This window comes from Paraburkholderia sp. JHI869, assembly GCF_038900775.1.
Taxonomy (GTDB): Bacteria; Pseudomonadota; Gammaproteobacteria; order Burkholderiales; family Burkholderiaceae; genus Paraburkholderia.
Map to the genome: position 1 here is coordinate 18,393 of NZ_JAYMSC010000056.1, position 17,679 is coordinate 36,071.

Sequence of the window (17,679 nt, forward strand, 5' to 3'; positions counted from 1 at the left end):
GCGGCCTGCGCTCATCCGTTCGGCCAGCCAACCCCTGTGCAAATTGCCGTACGAGCCCAAATCAGTACAATACCTCGCGAATTCGAACAACAGCGCGAACCACAGCGCCGCCGCGAGCGCATCTGCCACCGCGGCGCGCAGCCGGTTCACCTCGTTGTTTCGTATCGGTTTTTTTGAACGCTCAACGCGTTTTCCCCGCAGATGTCCACAGGACCTGTGGACAAGCGCGCGGACAACCCCCTGTGGATCACCATGTCAACGAAGAAGTCCAACGCTGGAAACACTGGCTATAGCGAAGCGTCGATCAAGGTGCTCAAGGGCCTCGAGCCCGTCCGGCAGCGGCCGGGCATGTATACGCGCACCGAGAATCCGCTGCACATCATCCAGGAAGTCATCGACAACGCCTCGGACGAAGCGCTCGGCGGCTACGGCCGCCGCATCACGGTGACGCTGCATGCCGACCATTCCGTCTCCGTCGAGGACGACGGCCGCGGCATTCCGTTCGGCCTGCATCCTGAGGAAAAAGTGCCGGTCGTCGAGATCGTCTTCACGCGCCTGCACGCGGGCGGCAAGTTCGACAAGGCCGCCGGCGGCGCCTATACCTTCTCGGGCGGCCTGCACGGCGTGGGCGTTTCGGTCACCAACGCGCTCTCCACGCGCCTCGACGTAACCGTGTGGCGCGACGGCAAGGTCGCCGATATCGGCTTTTCGCACGGCGATGTCACGAAGCCGCTCACCACGCGCAACGCTGCGCGCGACGAGAAGAAAACCGGCACGCGCGTGACCGCGTGGGCCGATCCCAAGTACTTCGATTCGCCCAACCTGCCGCTCGGCGAGCTTCAGCGTCTCTTGCGCTCGAAGGCCGTGCTGCTGCCGGGCGTCGAAGTCACGCTGGTCATCGAGAAGACCGGCGAACAACAAACCTGGAAGTACGAAGACGGCCTGCGCGGCTACCTGCTCGAAGGCATGGGCGGCGCCGACCTGCTGATCCCGCTGTTCGAAGGCGAGCGCTACGCCGACGCCCGCACGACCGACGACACCTTCGCCGAAGGCGAGGGCGCCGCGTGGGTCGTGGCGTGGAGCGAGGAAGGCTCGCTCACGCGCGAATCGTACGTGAACCTGATTCCGACGCCCGCGGGCGGCACGCACGAAAGCGGCCTGCGCGACGGTCTCTTCCAGGCCGTGAAGAGCTTCGTCGAGCTGCACAATCTTCAGCCGAAAGGCGTGAAGCTCCTGCCCGAAGACGTGTTCGCTCGCGTCTCGTTCGTGCTCTCGGCCAAGGTCCTCGACCCGCAGTTCCAGGGGCAGATCAAGGAGCGCCTGAATAGCCGCGACGCCGTGAAGCTCGTCTCGTCGTTCTCGCGTCCCGCTCTGGAGCTTTGGCTCAATCAGCACGTGGAGCACGGCAAGAAGCTCGCCGATCTCGTCATCAAGCAGGCGCAGGCGCGCACGCGCGCGGGCCAGAAGGTCGAGAAGCGCAAGAGCTCGGGCGTGGCTGTGCTGCCCGGCAAGCTCACCGACTGCGAATCGACCGACATCGCGCGCAACGAACTCTTCCTGGTGGAGGGCGACTCCGCTGGCGGCTCCGCGAAAATGGGCCGCGACAAGGAGTACCAGGCCATCCTGCCGCTGCGCGGCAAGGTGCTCAACACGTGGGAGACCGAGCGCGACCGCTTGTTCGCCAACAACGAAGTGCACGACATTTCGGTGGCGATCGGCGTCGATCCGCACAGTCCCGACGAGACCGTCGATCTTTCGAATCTGCGCTACGGCAAGATCTGCATTCTTTCCGATGCCGACGTCGACGGCTCGCACATCCAGGTGCTGCTGCTCACGCTCTTCTTCAAGCATTTCCCGCAGCTGATCGAGCGCGGCCACGTGTGCGTGGCGCGACCGCCGTTGTTCCGGGTGGATGCGCCCGCGCGCGGCAAGAAGCCCGCACAGAAGCTCTACGCGCTCGACGAAGGCGAACTCGAAGCGATTCTCGACAAGCTGCGCAAGGACGGCGTGCGCGAAACGCAATGGACCATCAGCCGCTTCAAGGGTCTTGGCGAAATGAGCGCCGAGCAGCTTTGGGATACGACGATGAACCCCGACACGCGGCGCCTCTCGCCCATCGCGCTCGGCGACCTCGACTATGAGGCGACGGTTGCGCGCATGACGATGCTCATGGGCAAGGGCGAAGCGGCCTCGCGCCGCTCGTGGCTCGAAGAGAAGGGCAACGAAGTCGAAGCGGATATCTGAGCGCACGCGCCCACACAAGATTACGGAACGATTGAAACATGGACGATCTCTTTGCTGAAGTGGCGGACGCCCCGAACGGCGACACGCTCACACTCGGCCACTACGCGGAACGCGCCTACCTCGACTACGCAGTGAGCGTGGTGAAGGGCCGCGCGCTGCCCGACGTCTGCGACGGCCAGAAGCCGGTGCAGCGCCGCATTCTCTTCGCGATGAACGAAATGGGCCTGGGCGACAACGCCAAGCCCGTGAAGTCGGCGCGCGTGGTGGGCGACGTGCTCGGCAAGTACCACCCGCACGGCGACCAGTCGGCGTACGACGCGCTCGTGCGTCTCGCCCAGGACTTCTCGATGCGCTATCCGCTCATCGACGGCCAGGGCAATTTCGGCTCGCGCGACGGCGACGGCGCGGCGGCCATGCGATACACCGAAGCGCGCTTGACGCCCATCGCCAAGCTGCTGCTCGACGAAATCGACATGGGCACCGTCGATTTCATGCCGAACTACGACGGCTCGTTCCAGGAGCCGAAGACGCTGCCCGCACGCCTGCCCATGCTGCTGCTCAACGGCGCGTCGGGTATCGCGGTCGGTCTCGCCACGGAAATTCCCTCGCACAATCTGCGCGAGGTCGCGGCGGCTGCCGTGGCGATGATTCGGAACCCGAAGATTACGCACGCGGAACTGATGGAAAAGGTGCCGGGGCCCGATTTCCCCGGCGGCGGCCAGATCATTTCGAGCGACGCGGAAATCGCGGCAGCTTATGAGACGGGCCGCGGCAGCCTCAAGGTGCGCGCGCGCTGGAAGATCGAGGAACTCGCGCGCGGCCAGTGGCAACTGGTCGTGACCGAGCTGCCGCCGAACACGTCGGGCCAGAAGGTGCTCGAAGAGATCGAGGAACTCACGAACCCGAAGCTCAAGCTCGGCAAGAAGACGCTCACGCCCGAGCAGTTGCAGAGCAAGCAGACCATGCTCGCTCTGCTCGACGCCGTGCGCGACGAGTCGGGCAAGGACGCGCCCGTGCGCCTCGTGTTCGAGCCGAAAACGAGCAAGATCGATCAGTCCGAGTTCGTCAACTCACTGCTCGCCAACACGAGCCTCGAATCGAACGCGTCGTTGAACCTCGTGATGATCGGCGCCGACGGCCGTCCGCGCCAGAAGGGCATCAGCGAGATTCTCGGCGAGTGGATCGGCTTCCGCTTCGCGACGGTCACGCGCCGCACGCAGCATCGCTTGACCAAGGTCGACGACCGCATCCATATCCTCGAAGGGCGGATGATCGTCTTCCTGAATATCGACGAGGTCATCCGCATCATCCGCGAGTCGGACGAGCCCAAGAGCGCGCTGATGAGCGCGTTCGGGCTGTCCGAGCGCCAGGCCGAGGACATTCTTGAAATTCGTCTGCGTCAGTTGGCGCGGCTCGAGAAGATCAAGATCGAGAAGGAACTCGCGGAACTGCGCGAGGAAAAGGCCAAGCTCGAAGAACTGCTCGCGAACGATTCTTCGATGAAGCGGCTCATCGTGAAGGAAATCGAAGCCGACGCGAAGCAGTACGGAGACGATCGCCGCACGCTGATCCAGCAGGAAAAGCGCGCGAGCTTCGAAGCGCGCGTGGTGGACGAGCCGGTCACGGTGGTCGTCTCGCAGAAGGGCTGGGTGCGTGCGCTCAAGGGCCACGGGCTCGATACGCAAGGCTTCACCTTCAAGGCCGGCGACGGTCTCTATGCGGCGTTCCAGTGCCGCACGCCCGACACGCTCATCGCGTGGGGCAGCAAAGGCCGTGTGTATTCGGTGTCGATCGCGAACCTGCCTGGCGGCCGCGGCGACGGCGTGCCGGTCACGTCGCTCATCGAACTCGAAGCGGGCACGCATCTGCTGCATTACTTCGCGGCGAATGCGGAACAGCAATTGCTGCTGGCGTCGAGCAACGGCTTCGGCTTCATCGCGAAGATCGGCGACATGGTGAGCCGTGTGAAGGCGGGCAAGGCGTTCATGACGATCGACGAGGGCTGCGTGCCGCTCGCGCCGATGCCGATGCTGCCCGATGCGCTGCAGGTGGCGTGTCTTTCGTCGAGCGGGCGTTTGCTCGTGTTCGGCCTCGACGAGATGAAGACGCTGTCCGGCGGCGGGCGTGGCGTCACGCTCATGCAACTCGACGACAACGAGAAGCTCGTGCAGGCGCTCGCGATCAGCGCGGCGGGCGTCGTGCTCGTGGGTACGGGCCGTGGCGGCAAGGCGGGCGAGGACCTGATGGCGGGCGCGGTGCTGGCTCCGCAGATCGGCAAGCGTGCTCGCAAGGGCCGCGCGCCGGATTCGAAGCTCAAGGTCGTGACCGAGATGCGCCCGGTGTTGCCGCGGTAAGTAAAACAGTGCATATCTGGCGCGAACCGCTGCGCGGCATGGAATAATGCCGCGCAGAACGCATGGGACGGTAAAACTCCCGTCCACGTGCGCCGGATAATGACAAGTTACGAGGGAATTCAAGCATGGGCCACGCGATCGCAGTCGCGCTCTTTCTGCATCTGCTGGGCGTCGCCGTCTGGGTGGGCGGCATGATCTTCGCGCACTTCTGTCTGCGCCCGGCGCTAGAAGACCTCTCGCCGCAGTTGCGCCTGCCGCTCATCGAATCGGTGTTCGGCCGGTTCTTCAACTGGGTGGGCGTCTCGGTCATCGTGATCCTGCTTTCCGGCGGCTTCCTGCTCATGCAACTCGGCGGCGAGCACGCCACCTGGCAACTGCATGCGATGGCGGGCCTGGGCGTGCTGATGATGCTGATCTTCGGCCACATCCGCTTTGCCGTGTTTCCGCGTATTCGCCGTGCCGTGCAGGCGCAAAAGTGGCCCGATGGCGCGCGCGCCGTGGGCACCGTGCGCCGGCTCGTCGTCATCAATCTCGTGCTCGGTATCGTGACGATTGGCGTCGCCGTGCTCGCGCGCGGGTTCTGATCGTCTCTTCCTCGACGTTCGCGGTTCGCGCCTGAGACCCTACAGGCGCTCCGCAAGCGCATGGCGCTGCATGCAGCGCTCCATCGCATCGAAGAACGCTTCTTCGGCCGCATTGCGCTTGCGTTCGCGATGCCATAGCAAGTGGATGTCCACATCCACGAGCCCTTCCTCCGGCGGCAGCCGCCACAAGCGCTGCCGCGCCAGATCGTCCCGCACCGTATGCTCGGGCAGGCAGCCAATGCCGTAGCCCGCGAAAATCAGCCGCCGCACTTCATCGAGACTCGGTGACGACGCCACGATCCGCCCCGTGAAGCCGCGCTGGTCGCGAAACACCGTGAGCGGCGAGAGGCTGTCGCCGATCTGGTCGCTCGTGAAGGAGACGAAGTTTTCTGCGAGCAAGTCGTCCATCGTCAGTTGCGAAAGCCCGAAAAGCCGGTGATGCCGGCCGCAGAACATCGCATAGCGCTGGCGCAGAAAGCAGCGCATGTCCAGCTTGTCGATGGGCGTACGGCACAGGCTCAAGCCCGCCGTGGCGGTCTTCTGGAGGAGCGACGAGATGATGTCCGACGAGCGCATCACTTCGATCTGCAGGTCGACGCGCGGGTAGGCCGTGTGGAATTCCGCGAGAAATTCGTCGTACACGCGCGACTCGATGCGGCTCACCGTGAGCAAGCGGATCGAGCCCGTGATGTCGGCCGTGCGTTCGTCGAGCCCGGTTTCGAGCTGCGAAATCGTGCCGTAGATGTCGCTCGCAATGCGATACACCTCTTCGCCCGCCTCGGTCGGCACGAACTGCGCGCCGCGCCGCTCGATGAGCTTGCGACCTAGCGCGTCTTCGAGGCGCTTGAGCGCCTGGCTCACGGCCGGCTGCGTGACGTAGAGGCGCGCGGCGGCGCGGCTCAGGCTGCGCTCCTGCATGATCGCGAGGTAGGTGCGCAGCAGATTCCAGTCGAGTCGGTCGTTGAGAAAGCGGGTGGTGTCGGCGCGCATGGCGGTCTCCCGGCGCACGCGTGCGCCTGAAGTATTAGTTGAATTTATGCGCGGAATAATAACGCGAAATTTGACTAATGATTTGTGGCTAGCGATAAAGCGTGCATGGAACACAACTTCATCCCGCACGCGCCAGAAGGAGACCGACGCATGGCCAACTCACAACCCACCGCCCCTGCTGCAAGACAGCCGGTGCGCGCCGCCGCCGCCGCGTTCATCGGCACGATGATCGAGTGGTACGACTTCTACATCTACGCCACGGCCGCCGCGCTGGTGTTCGGCGAGTTGTATTTCCCGTCCGAAGACCGCTTCGTGAGCACGATGGCGTCGTTCGCGACCTTCGCCGTCGGCTTTTTCGCGCGTCCGCTCGGCGGTTTGATCTTCGGTCACCTGGGGGACCGTATCGGCCGAAAGAAGGCGCTCATGACCACGCTGATGATGATGGGCATCGCGACCGTCTGTGTCGGCCTGCTGCCTTCGTATGCGAGCGTGGGGATGCTCGCGCCGGTGCTGCTCGTGCTGCTGCGCGTGGTGCAGGGCATCGCCGTGGGCGGCGAGTGGGGCGGCGCGGTGCTGATGGCGGGCGAGCATGCGCCCGAAGGCCGCCGCACGTTCTTCGCTTCGTTCGCGCAGCTCGGTTCGCCAGCGGGCCTGATTCTCTCGCTGATCGCGTTCCGCTCGGTCACCTCACTCGATAAGGCCGACTTTCTTTCCTGGGGCTGGCGTCTGCCGTTCCTCGTTTCTGCGGTGCTGCTCGTGGTCGGCATCATGATTCGCCTGGGTGTGAACGAGTCGCCCGAGTTCGAGAAGCTCAAGGACCAGCGCCGCACGCTCAAGCTGCCCGTGGCCGAAGTGTTCCGCTCGGCGTGGGGTCTCGTGCTGTTGTGCATCGGCGCGAATACCATCGGCATTGCGGGCGTGTACTTCACCAACACGTTCATGATCGCGTACACCACGCAGTACGTCGGCATCACGCGCTCGCTCATTCTCGATTGCCTGTTCGCGGTCGCGATCATCCAGTTCCTCGTGCAGCCGCTCGCAGCGTGGCTTGCCGAACGCATGGGCGGCGCGCGCTTCCTCAAGTACGCGGCCATCGCGGCGATGTTCTCGCCGTATCCGATGTTCGTGCTCGTGCAAAGCGGCAAGGTCGTGCCGATGGTGATCGGCATCGCCATCGCCGTGGTCTGCATGGCGAGCTTCTATTCGGTGATCGCGGGCTTCGTTTCCGGCGTGTTCCCCACGCGCGTGCGCTATTCCGCAATTTCGCTCTCTTACCAGGTGTGCGGCGCAATTGCGGGCGGCCTCACGCCGCTCGTCGGCACCTGGCTCGCGCATCGCTATGTGGGGCAGTGGTGGCCGCTCGCCGTGTTCTACACGTGCCTCGCGGGCGTCTCGCTCATCTGCATCGTCGCGCTCGACGCGCGCCGCCACGAGCATGCGCTTGACGAGGCTGCTGCAGAGGCGCTCATGACCCGTTGACGCGCGCTGATGCTGTGCACGTGTATTGACTAGTTCGACTGAAATGGATGGACCGATGAAAGACCTTTTGCAGATCGATGGCCCGCGCCTGTGGGCGAGCCTCATGGAGATGGCGCGCATTGGCGCGACGGCGGGCGGCGGCGTGCGCCGCCTCGCGCTCACCGAAGAAGACCGGCGTGGCCGTGACCTGTTCGCGCGCTGGTGCCGCGAGGCGGGCATGACGGTGTGGACCGACGAAGTGGGCAACCTGTTCGCGCGCCGCGAAGGCGACGACGCAAAGGCCGCGCCGGTTCTGATGGGCAGCCACCTCGACACGCAACCCGAAGGCGGCCGCTTCGACGGCGTGTACGGCGTGCTCGCCGCGCTCGAAGTCGTGCGCGCGCTCAACGACGCGGGCGCACGCACCGTCAAGCCCATCGAAATCTGCTCATGGACCAACGAGGAGGGCGCGCGCTTCACGCCCGCGATGCTGGGTTCGGCGGTGTTCGCGGGTGCGATGACGCTGGCCGACGCACTGGCGCGCACGGACGCCGATGGCGTGACGCTGAACGCCGCGCTCGACGCATGCGGCGCGCGCGGCACGCGCGCCGTGCAAGGCGTAGCCATCGACGCCTACTTCGAAGCCCATATCGAACAGGGCCCGATTCTGGAGGCGAACGGCACGACCATCGGCGTCGTGACGGGCGGCCAGGCGATCCGCTGGTTCGACGTGAACGTGACGGGCGTGGCCGCGCACGCGGGCACGACACCCATGCGCTATCGCAAGGATGCGTGGTTCGGCGCGGCGCAAATGTCGCTCGACATCGAGCGCGTGATGGCGCGTTACGCGCCGCTCGGTCTCGTGACGATCGGCCAGGCGCAGATCGCGAATTCGTCGCGCAATACGATCGCGGCGAACCTGACCTTCACGGTCGACCTGCGCCATCCCGACGATGTGCAACTCGACGCGATGGAGCGCGACTTGCGCGCCCTATGCGCGCAGGTGGCCACGGCGCGCGGCCTTGGCGTGCAGATCGCGCATTGCTGGACGAGCCCCGCCACGCCATTCGACGCAGACTGTGTCGAACTGGTCGCGCAGGCCACGGCGCGCTTTGGCTATCCGCACGAGCGTATCGTGAGCGGAGCGGGCCACGACGCGATCCACCTCGCGCGCTATTACCCGACCGCAATGGTGTTCATCCCCTGCGTGGACGGCCTGTCGCACAACGAAGCGGAAGACGCCTTGCCGGAAGACATCACCGCCGGCGCGAACGTGCTGCTCAACGCCGTCGCGGCACGTGCGGGCGTGCGCGTAGCCGCCGCTGCCGACGCGTGAGAAAAATAGAAGGAGAACTGAACATGAAAACCTGGTTTCACCCCGATCAGTTGCTGCACCATCCGCGCGCCTATTTCTCGCGCGGCCAGTTGCGTGAGCCGCAGGAAGTGCCGCAGCGCGCCGAGCATCTCGTTGCCGCCGCGCGCTCGCTTGGCTTCGACGTGCAGGCGCCCGCCGACTTCGGCACCGCGCCCATCGCCGCCGTGCATGACATGAGCTATCTGCGCTTTCTTGAAGAAGCACACACCGAATGGAAGCGCGTGCCCGAAGACTGGGGCGAGGAAGTGATGTCGAACATCTACGTGCGCGAGCCGAACCCATTGCGCGGCGTACTTGCGCAAGCGGCGCGCTATCTCGCGGACGGTAGCTGCCCCATTGGCGCGAACACGTGGCGCGCGGCCTACTGGTCGGCGCAAAGCGCGCTGGCAGCGGCGGCGTGCGTGAACGAGGGCGGGCGCGAGTCGTATGCGCTCTCGCGCCCGCCGGGCCATCACGCCCGCGCAGACGCAGCGGGCGGCTTTTGCTATCTGAACAACGCGGCCATCGCCGCGCAGTCGTTACGAGGGCGTTTCAAGCGCGTGGCGATCCTCGACACCGACATGCACCACGGCCAGGGCGTCCAGGAGATTTTCTACGGCCGCAGCGACGTGCTCTACATCTCGATCCACGGCGATCCGACCAACTTCTATCCCGTGGTCGCGGGCTACGAGGAAGAGCGCGGCAATGGCGCGGGCGAGGGCTACAACGTCAATCTGCCGATGCCGCATGGCGCATCGGAAGCGGTGTTCTTCGAGCGCGTGGAAGCGGCGCTGCGCGTGCTCAAGCGTTTCCAGCCGGACGCGCTCGTGCTCGCACTCGGCTTCGACATCTACAAGGACGATCCGCAATCGAAGGTTGCCGTGACCACCGAAGGCTTCGGACGGCTCGGTGAGGCGATCGGCGCGCTTGGCTTGCCTTCGGTGATCGTGCAGGAAGGCGGCTATCACCTCGAAAGCCTCGAAGACAACGCGCGCGCGTTCTTCGGCGGCTTTGCCGGCGCGCGCTGATCAAGCCAGCAGCAGCCACGCCCCGCACGCGAGTCCTACCGTCGCGTAGACCGCGTAAGCGGGGAGCTTGAGCTTGCCGAAGCACATCGCCGAGAAGACGGCCGTGAGCAAATACGACGGATGCAGCGGCACGTGCCGCGCGATATGCCAGACGGCGATCGCAAGGAACGCCGTGGTCGCCGCGCGCAGCACGCGCATGGCGTGCTCGAAGCGCGGGTTTGCCTTCATGCGATGCAGGTGCCGCCGCGCGAGCAAGACGAGGCACCCCGACGGCACGAAGAGCGCGAGCGTCGCGACGAGCGCGCCGACCCAGCCATCCACGAGATAGCCGAAGAACGGCACCACGTTCAGGAGCGGCCCGGGCGAAATCGGGGAGAGCGTGAACGCCAGCGTGAAGTCGTCGTTGGTGATGCCCACTGACGGCGTGACGAGCAGCGTCTTCAACACGGGCAGCGCGGAAAAGCCGCCGCCGAACAGCGTCATGCCCGCGCCCGCGAGACGCGGCCAGAGCAGCGCCGAGTCGAGCGGGTGCGGCAGCGGCAGCGCGAACACGATGATCAGCGCGGCAAGCGCGGCGAGCAGGTGCACGTCGCGCCGCGTGACGCGCAAATCGAGGCGCTGCGAAGGCACCGGGCTCGCGAGCCAGCCCGCGGCAAACGCGACAAGGAGAATGGCCACATAGGCCGTGGCGCACGCGGCGAGCGCCACGCCCCATTCGAGCGGGCCGCGCACGAGCGCGCGGGTTTGACGGTACCAGGTCACGCCGATCAGCATGGCGAGCACCACGCTGAAATGGTCGAGCAGCGTGCGCGAAGCGACCGCATGCACGAGCGGTGTGCGGTAGAAGATGGCGAAGAGCGTCATCAGCGCGAAGAAGGGCAGCACGCTCGCCACGCCCGCGACCCAGGCGCCCGCGCGCCCGCGCAGCGCGTGGCCGAGTTGCACCGCGACGTTGCAGCCCACGGGCCCCGGCACCATCCACGCGAGCGCCACCAGATCCGAAAACGCGGTTTGCGTGAGCCGCGCTTCGCGCTCCACATAGTGCTGCTCCAGTTGCGCCATGAGCGCGAGGCCCCCCCACGAGACCGCGGATACGGTCAACACGACGCGAAAGAGCGTCAGGAGCGGTTCGTGGTCGTCGCGGATTGGCGCCGCGATCGCTTCGTCGGTGCGGGTTTGCATGGCTGCATCATGCGTGCGAGGCTGCGTGTGCGTCTGTGCGCGAAGTCACGCGGCTCGCGGAAGTCGCCGGAATCTCAGAGGAAAATGCGCCCAACCTGCGCGATGGCCAGGCGTCAGCGCGATTGCGGCGCGTCGCTCAGGCGCTCGCTGCGGCGATCGTCGCGTGCGGCTTGCGTGCCCGCCGGCTGCGTCGCGCTGCACACGCCGAAGCGCTCGATCAGCGCGGCCACGCCTTCCACCGGCACGGGGCGCGAGAACAGGAAGCCCTGCGCTTCGATCGGGCCGAGCGCGGAAAGCCACGCGATCTGCTCTTCGGTTTCTGTGCCTTCCACGACCACCGTGAGCCCGAGCGAGCGTGCGAGATTGACGATCGCGGAGACCATCACGCATACGCTGCGGTCCGCGGGAATGGCCTGCACGAACGAGCGGTCGACCTTGAGCGTGTCGACGGCGAAGCGGTTCAGGTAGGAGAGCGACGAATAGCCGGTGCCGAAGTCGTCGAGCGCAACGCGCACGCCAAGACGCTTCAACGCGAAGATCTTCTCCGATACCAGCTCCGGGTACTCCATCATCGCGGTTTCGGTGATCTCGAGTTCGAGCCGGTGCGCGGCGATGCCGGTTTCTTCGATTGCATGCGCCACGGTCTCGTAAAGGTCGCCGCGCCAGAACTGGACCGCCGAGATGTTGATGGCGAGCGTGAGCGACTCATAGCCCTGCTGCTGCCACTGCGCAAGCTGCGCGCACGCGGTGCGGATCACGAAGTCGCCCACGGGCACGATGAGGCCTGTGGATTCGGCCACCGGAATGAATTCGCCCGCGGGAATGAGCCCGTATTGCGGATGGTTCCAGCGCACGAGCGCTTCGAAGCCCGTGATGCAGCGGCGGCGTAGATCGATCTTCGGCTGGTAGGCGAGAAAGAGCTGGTCTTCGGAGAGAGCCACACGCAACTGCTGCTCCCACTTCATCAGGTGGTCGGCGCGGTGGGCGAGCTGCGGCGAGTAGAAGCGAAAGCAGTTGCGCCCGGCCTCCTTCGCGGCGTACATCGCGAGGTCGGCTTTCTTCAGCAGATCGATCTCGCTTTCATGCGCGACCGCGAAGAGCGCGATGCCCGTGCTCGCGTGCAGCACGAAGGCGCTGCCGCGCACGTCGAACGGATGCGTGAACGCGGCGTTGGTGGCCTCGGCGAGCGCGATGGCGCGCTTTTCGATGTCGTCGCCCTTCACGATCACCACGAACTCGTCGCCGCCGATGCGCGCGAGCGTGCCCGCGCCGCCCACGGCGTCGGCGAGGCGCGCGGCGCTCATTTGCAGCACGATGTCGCCGGCGTTGTGGCCGAGCGTGTCGTTGACGGTCTTGAAGTTGTCGAGGTCGATGAAGAGGATGGCGAGGCGCCCGAGATTGCCCGGCTGCGAGACTTCATGGCGCAGACGCTGCAGCGTGGCGTAGCGGTTGGGCAGGCCGGTGAGCAGGTCGTACTGCACGAGTTGCGACATCTCGCGCTCGCGCCCGAGCAGCTTGCCGATCAGCCCCGTGGCCACGGCGAAGAACGAGAGCATGGCGAGCGAGATGAACGTCGCCATCATCAGGTAGACGTCGCGCGTGTGGTTGTAGTCGGCGAACTCTTCGGCTTGAGAGAGGCCGACCAGCACGGCGAGCGGATAACCGTCGATATGCCGGTACGAGACGATGCGCGTGACGTGATCGATCGGGTCGACGTAGGTGCCCGACACATGCTCGGAAATCGGATACACGCCGCTCGCGGAGAACGTGCCGTTCGCACGCTCGGCGCTGCCCGTGCGGCGCGCGAGGACGGTGCCGCTGTCCGAGATCACGGCGATCACACCGTCGCGGCCGATCGCGGCGTTGTTGTAGAAGTCGCTCGTGAAGTAGCTCGGGTCTTCCGAGACCACCACGACGCCCGCGAACGAGCCGTCCGGGTGATTGAGGCGGCGCGTCATCTGCAGCGTCCAGTGGCCGGACACGCGGCCGAGCACCGGCTTGCTGATATAGAGCTGGTCGTCGTTCTCGTGCTCGTGCACCTTGAAGTGCTCGCGGTCAGAGAGATCGATGGGCTTGGGATTCGGGTCGGCCGTATTGGCGACGAGCGTGCCGTGCTCGTCGATGATCGACACCTGCACGAGCGAGTCGCTCTGCACCACACCCTTTTCGACCGTGCTTGCGAGATCGAAGCGGCCCGGCGACTTTTCGAACTCGTACTTCACGAAGCGCGTGATCTGGTCGACCTGATGGATCGCCTTGACGGTGTGCTGTTCGAGCGCCGCCGAGAGGATCGCCGCCGAGGCCGTGGCCTCGCGCATGGTCGCTTCCTTCTCGACCGAGAGGCGCGTAAAGATGACCGCCCACAGCAGCACGAGCACCAGCACGCCGAGCAGCGGAATGGCGAGCAGCGCACGCGGACGCGTGTACGCCGGGCCGGGCGCATTGCGCAGGCTCGAATCGCGTGAGAACGGACCCCGGGTGGTGCTCATCGCGGCCGCCGTAGGCGCGTGAGCTCACACCGCGGATGCGGTGGCCAGAACGGCAACGATGCGCTCGGTTGAGTCGGCGGCATGAATAACGGGTGGCTGGGGAATACGCGCATTGCGCGCGAGCAATGAACGCCGGACGCGTCGTGCGGCCGATGTTTCGATATTACTGGTTGGGGAATGATTAAGGAAGCTGTGGTCCCCCGGGTATACGCGAGGGTTGCCTCGACACGTGCGCGATGCCCATGTGCGGTGCATAGATGCGAGACGGCGCATGACGCTTCATGCACCCTGCATGAGACGGAGCGCTGCGCGCGCTCAGGCGAGCCGGCAGGTCCCGTCGATGACCGTCACCGAGTGGCCGCCAATCCAGATTTTTTTCGCCGCATCGTCATAGTCGACGTGTACGCGACCGGCGCGGCCGAGCGCCGTGCCCTGGCGCACCGTATAGCGTGCGCCCGGACGCCGGTTCTGCTGTTCGAGCAGCATGGCGATGGCGGCGTTCGCGCTGCCGGTCACGGGGTCTTCGCCCTTGCCGAGACCGGTCATGAGGCAGCGCACTTCGAAGGTCGCGGGGCCATTGGCCTCATGCGGACCGTAGGCGGCCACGCCGTGCGCGCCCACGCTTGCGGCAACCGCTTCGATTGCCTCGTAGTCGACGTCGAGCGCGAGCACCGCTTGCGCCGATGTCAGGCGCACGACGAGCCAGGGCGCACCGTTGTCGACGCCGCAGGGCGTTGCCGTGAAGTCGATGGCTTCGGTGCGCAGCGCGGTGCGCAGTGCGTCGTGCTGGTCGGCTGCGAGCGGCGTTACGCGCGCGGGCGGCGCGGCGAAGGCCCATGTGTCGCCGCTTGCGCCGCTCTCTCCGGCGGCCAGATCGATGAGACCGGCGAAGCATTCCTGCACGAGGCGGCCGGGCGTCTTCGGCGTGCGGCCGCTCTCGAGGAACGCGTGTGCCGTGCCGAGCGTCGGATGGCCCGCGAAGGGCAGCTCGCCCTTGGTCGTGAAGATGCGCACGCGATAGTCGGCGCGCGCGTCGGTTGGGGCGAGCAGGAAGCTCGTTTCCGAGAGATTCGTCCAGCGCGCGATGGCCTGCATTGCGTCGCCGCTCAAGTCATCGGCGTCGAACACCACCGCGAGCGGGTTGCCCTTGAAGGGTACCGACGTGAAGACGTCGACCTGTTTGAAGCGGACGCTGTGCTGGGTCATGGCGGAACGAACGTAGAAGGGGGAGGGGTGGCGCGGGAGGTTGCGCCAGGTTGCGCGAACGCACAACAGAAGACTGCTAGATGATGCGTGGACCTTGATGCAGGTCCACGCACGTTACCAAAGGTCGACGGAGATTACTCGACTTCGGCGATCAGCTCGATCTCGACGCACGCGCCGAGCGGAATCTGCGCGACGCCGAATGCCGAGCGCGCATGCTTGCCCTTCTCGCCGAACACATCGGCGATCAGCTCCGATGCGCCGTTCGTGACGACGTGCTGCTCGGTGAAGGTGAGCGTCGAGTTCACGAGGCTCATGAGCTTGACCACGCGCTTGACCTTGTTCAGGTCGCCCGTGTGGGCGTGGAGCGTGGCGAGCAGGTCGATCGCGATCGAGCGCGCGGCGGCCTTGCCTTCTTCGGTCGTGAGCGACTCGCCCAGCTTGCCGGCCCACACCTTGCCGTCCTTCTTCGCGATGTGACCCGACAGGTACACCGTGTTGCCGCTCTGGGCGCTCATCACGTAGGCCGCGGCGGGCGCGCCTGCCTGGGGCAGGGTGATGCCGAGCTGTTCGAGACGGTCGTAGATGTTGATGTCAGCCATGATCAGGATTCCTCGTTCGGGAGTTGAATCGGAAAAAGCCTTCCGTGCTATCAGGCGTGCGCGCGGATCAGGGCCGCGAGCTTCGCGACGCCTTCTTCGATCTTCGCGGGCGGCACCGTGACGAACGACAGGCGCAGCTTGTTGTGTTGCGGCTCGTCGGCGAAGAACGGCGCGCCGGGCACGAAGGCCACGTTCTGCGCGACGGCTTCGGCCAGCAGCTTCATGCTGTCGACGTTCGAGGGCAGCGTCACCCAGATGAACATGCCGCCTTCGGGGCGGTTCCAGCTCACGCCTTCGGGCATGTTGCGCTTGAGCGAGTCGAGCATCGCCTCGCACTGGTCGCGATAGAGCGCGCGCACCTTCGGGATATGCGTGTCGAGGAAGCCGTCCTTCACCACTTCGTAGACGATACGCTGCGTGAAGCTCGGCGTGTGCAGGTCGGTGGCCTGCTTGGCTTGCACGAGCTTGAAGTGCAGGTCTTCGGGCGCAATGATGTAGCCCACACGCAGGCCCGGCGCCAGGATCTTCGAGAACGAGCCCAGATGCACGACATGCTCGGGCGCGAGCGAGTGCACGGTAGGCAGCGGCTCGCCCGCGTAGAGGAGCGCGCCGTAGGGATCGTCTTCGATCACGGGGAAGGGCGAGTGCTGCGCGAATTCCGCGAGCGCCTGGCGGCGCTCGAGCGGCAAGCGGCGGCCCGTGGGGTTCTGGAAGTTCGGGATCGCGTAAAGCAGGCGTGCGCCAGCCGTGAGTTCGGGCGTCAGGCCTTCGGGCACGAGGCCCTTCTCGTCGGTCGGGACCTGCACGTACTTCGGCTCGTAGAGCGAAAACGACTGCAGCGCGCCGAGGTAGGTGGGCGTTTCCACGAGCACGGGGCTATCGGGCGAGACCAGCACCTTGCCGATCAGGTCGAGCGCCTGCTGCGAACCCGTGGTGATGAGCACCTGCGAGGGGCGCACTTTCACGCCGCCCACCGAGTGGCGCGCGGCGATCCACTCGCGCAGCGGCATATAGCCTTCGGTCGCGCTGTACTGGAGGGCGCCCGAGGGGTCGTCGCGCAGGATGCGGTCGGCGGCGGCGCGCATTTCCTCGGCCGGGAAGCTCGCTGGCGCGGGCAGGCCGCCCGCGAACGAAATGACTTCGGGACGCTCGGTGACCTTCAGGATTTCGCGAATCGCCGAGCTGGTCAGCTTGATTGCACGCTCGGACAGTTGCCACGCGGGCGCGGCCTTGAGATCGCTCTGGTCCATGGGGTCTCCTTGTTGGGGTGAGGCGGGTGACGGATTCAGCGGCGGCATGGGGCGCGATCACGCGCCGCCGGATGCCGCCGAAAACCTTCAATTATGACGCGAAACCTTGTCATGCGCGCGCCGGGGCGGGGGCCGTGCCGATCGCCGCACGCCGGCCCAGCACCACGGTGGCGATCACGGCGGCCGCGTAGAGCCATGCCGAGGGCGCGACCTGCTCGCCGAAAAAGAGCGCCGAGAACGCCATCGTGAAGAAAATCTGCAGCAGCTGCACCTGGCCCACGCGCGCTGTACCGCCCATGGCGAGCCCCGCGTACCACGCGAAAAAGCCGATGAACTGCGAAAACAGCGTGACGTAGCCGAAGGCGAGCCAGGTCTTGAGGGCAACGGGGCCCGGATGCGCCACATGATGTGCCCACGCAAGCCAGCCCACCGGCAGCGCGAGGAACGGCGCCGAGAGTACGAGCGCCCAGCAGATCACCTGCCAGCCGCCGAGCTGACGCGCGAGGCGCGCGCCTTCGGCGTAGCCGAGCGCGCCGATGCCCACCGCGATGAGCATCCACGCGTCGCCCGCGTGCAGCGAGCCGCCGCCCGCCTGGAGTGCGAACGCGACCACGAGCGCGCTGCCGATCAGCGCACTGGCCCAGAACGCCTTCGAGGGCCGCTCGTGCGAAAGCCACGCGGCGTAGATCGCCACGGCGAGCGGCTGCAGGCCGTTGACGATGGCGCCGTGCGAGGCCGGCACGGTCTTCATCGCGAAGGCGGAAAAGACCGGAAACGCGACGATCACGCCAAGCGACACCACGGCGAGGCTCTTGACCTGCGGCCAGGTGGGCCATTTCTCGCGGCGGATGGCGAGCAGCAGCGCGGCCGGCACGGCGGCGGCGAGCGCGCGGCCGAGGCCATTCAGGAGCGGGTGGAATTCGGCGACGACGATGCGTGTC

The 17,679-nt window shown here is 66.1% G+C and carries 13 protein-coding genes; 6 read left to right on the forward strand and 7 right to left on the reverse strand.

The window, feature by feature from the left end; all coding sequences use genetic code 11:
• Window positions 1-252: 252 nt before the first annotated feature.
• The 3 genes from VSR72_RS42450 to VSR72_RS42460 all read left to right on the forward strand — a co-directional run bounded on the left by VSR72_RS42450 (window position 253) and on the right by VSR72_RS42460 (window position 5,182).
• Window positions 253-2,244: a DNA topoisomerase IV subunit B gene (locus VSR72_RS42450; RefSeq protein WP_342958151.1), complete on the forward strand. Its 1,992-nt coding sequence runs from the start codon at window positions 253-255 to the stop codon at window positions 2,242-2,244.
• A gap of 38 nt (window positions 2,245-2,282) precedes the next feature.
• Window positions 2,283-4,598, forward strand: a complete 2,316-nt coding sequence (parC, locus tag VSR72_RS42455) for a DNA topoisomerase IV subunit A (protein WP_342958152.1) — start codon at window positions 2,283-2,285, stop codon at window positions 4,596-4,598.
• Window positions 4,599-4,723: 125 nt separating this feature from the next.
• Window positions 4,724-5,182: a CopD family protein gene (locus VSR72_RS42460; protein WP_201693629.1), complete on the forward strand. Its 459-nt coding sequence runs from the start codon at window positions 4,724-4,726 to the stop codon at window positions 5,180-5,182.
• A gap of 39 nt (window positions 5,183-5,221) precedes the next feature.
• Here the strand turns inward: VSR72_RS42460 and VSR72_RS42465 are convergent, their stop codons facing one another.
• A complete protein-coding gene (locus VSR72_RS42465) occupies window positions 5,222-6,172 on the reverse strand; it encodes a LysR family transcriptional regulator (RefSeq protein WP_321914752.1) in 951 nt (316 codons plus the stop codon).
• A gap of 150 nt (window positions 6,173-6,322) precedes the next feature.
• On the opposite strand from VSR72_RS42465, the gene VSR72_RS42470 reads away from it, so the two are divergent.
• Genes VSR72_RS42470 through VSR72_RS42480 form a run of 3 tightly spaced genes read left to right on the forward strand, consistent with a single transcriptional unit; the run spans window position 6,323 to window position 10,012 of the window.
• On the forward strand, window positions 6,323-7,651 hold the full coding sequence (locus VSR72_RS42470; protein WP_342958153.1) for an MFS transporter: 1,329 nt from the start codon (window positions 6,323-6,325) through the stop codon (window positions 7,649-7,651).
• A 55-nt stretch (window positions 7,652-7,706) separates the two neighbouring features.
• Window positions 7,707-8,966, forward strand: a complete 1,260-nt coding sequence (locus tag VSR72_RS42475; RefSeq protein WP_342958154.1) for a Zn-dependent hydrolase — start codon at window positions 7,707-7,709, stop codon at window positions 8,964-8,966.
• A 23-nt stretch (window positions 8,967-8,989) separates the two neighbouring features.
• Window positions 8,990-10,012: a histone deacetylase family protein gene (locus VSR72_RS42480; RefSeq protein ID WP_342958155.1), complete on the forward strand. Its 1,023-nt coding sequence runs from the start codon at window positions 8,990-8,992 to the stop codon at window positions 10,010-10,012.
• On the opposite strand, the gene VSR72_RS42485 is transcribed toward VSR72_RS42480, so the two are convergent.
• The 6 genes from VSR72_RS42485 to VSR72_RS42510 all read right to left on the reverse strand — a co-directional run.
• On the reverse strand, window positions 10,013-11,194 hold the full coding sequence (locus VSR72_RS42485) for a chromate transporter (RefSeq protein ID WP_342958156.1): 1,182 nt from the start codon (window positions 11,192-11,194) through the stop codon (window positions 10,013-10,015).
• Window positions 11,195-11,307: 113 nt separating this feature from the next.
• Window positions 11,308-13,683 carry an EAL domain-containing protein gene (locus VSR72_RS42490; protein WP_342958157.1) on the reverse strand — a complete coding sequence of 792 codons (2,376 nt, stop codon included), beginning with the start codon at window positions 13,681-13,683 and terminating at the stop codon, window positions 11,308-11,310.
• A 315-nt stretch (window positions 13,684-13,998) separates the two neighbouring features.
• Window positions 13,999-14,889, reverse strand: coding sequence for a PhzF family phenazine biosynthesis protein (locus tag VSR72_RS42495; protein WP_342958158.1), 891 nt, complete (start codon window positions 14,887-14,889; stop codon window positions 13,999-14,001).
• Window positions 14,890-15,023: 134 nt separating this feature from the next.
• Window positions 15,024-15,488 (reverse strand): RidA family protein, encoded by a 465-nt coding sequence (locus tag VSR72_RS42500; protein ID WP_069265377.1) that lies wholly within the window; start codon window positions 15,486-15,488, stop codon window positions 15,024-15,026.
• A 50-nt stretch (window positions 15,489-15,538) separates the two neighbouring features.
• A complete protein-coding gene (locus VSR72_RS42505; RefSeq protein WP_342958159.1) occupies window positions 15,539-16,738 on the reverse strand; it encodes a PLP-dependent aminotransferase family protein in 1,200 nt (399 codons plus the stop codon).
• A gap of 109 nt (window positions 16,739-16,847) precedes the next feature.
• On the reverse strand, window positions 16,848-17,679 hold an 832-nt coding region (locus tag VSR72_RS42510; RefSeq protein ID WP_342958160.1), incomplete at its 5' end, for a DMT family transporter.

What these genes read in the sequence shown, in the direction of transcription:
- VSR72_RS42495 (WP_342958158.1), bottom strand. Translation starts at nt 14,889, where the DNA reads ATGACCCAGCACAGCGTCCGCTTCAAACAGGTCGACGTCTTCACGTCG.
- VSR72_RS42475 (WP_342958154.1), top strand. Translation starts at nt 7,707, where the DNA reads ATGAAAGACCTTTTGCAGATCGATGGCCCGCGCCTGTGGGCGAGCCTC.
- VSR72_RS42465 (WP_321914752.1), bottom strand. Translation starts at nt 6,172, where the DNA reads ATGCGCGCCGACACCACCCGCTTTCTCAACGACCGACTCGACTGGAAT.
- VSR72_RS42500 (WP_069265377.1), bottom strand. Translation starts at nt 15,488, where the DNA reads ATGGCTGACATCAACATCTACGACCGTCTCGAACAGCTCGGCATCACC.
- VSR72_RS42480 (WP_342958155.1), top strand. Translation starts at nt 8,990, where the DNA reads ATGAAAACCTGGTTTCACCCCGATCAGTTGCTGCACCATCCGCGCGCC.
- VSR72_RS42470 (WP_342958153.1), top strand. Translation starts at nt 6,323, where the DNA reads ATGGCCAACTCACAACCCACCGCCCCTGCTGCAAGACAGCCGGTGCGC.
- VSR72_RS42490 (WP_342958157.1), bottom strand. Translation starts at nt 13,683, where the DNA reads ATGAGCACCACCCGGGGTCCGTTCTCACGCGATTCGAGCCTGCGCAAT.
- VSR72_RS42485 (WP_342958156.1), bottom strand. Translation starts at nt 11,194, where the DNA reads ATGCAAACCCGCACCGACGAAGCGATCGCGGCGCCAATCCGCGACGAC.
- VSR72_RS42450 (WP_342958151.1), top strand. Translation starts at nt 253, where the DNA reads ATGTCAACGAAGAAGTCCAACGCTGGAAACACTGGCTATAGCGAAGCG.
- parC (WP_342958152.1), top strand. Translation starts at nt 2,283, where the DNA reads ATGGACGATCTCTTTGCTGAAGTGGCGGACGCCCCGAACGGCGACACG.
- VSR72_RS42505 (WP_342958159.1), bottom strand. Translation starts at nt 16,738, where the DNA reads ATGGACCAGAGCGATCTCAAGGCCGCGCCCGCGTGGCAACTGTCCGAG.
- VSR72_RS42460 (WP_201693629.1), top strand. Translation starts at nt 4,724, where the DNA reads ATGGGCCACGCGATCGCAGTCGCGCTCTTTCTGCATCTGCTGGGCGTC.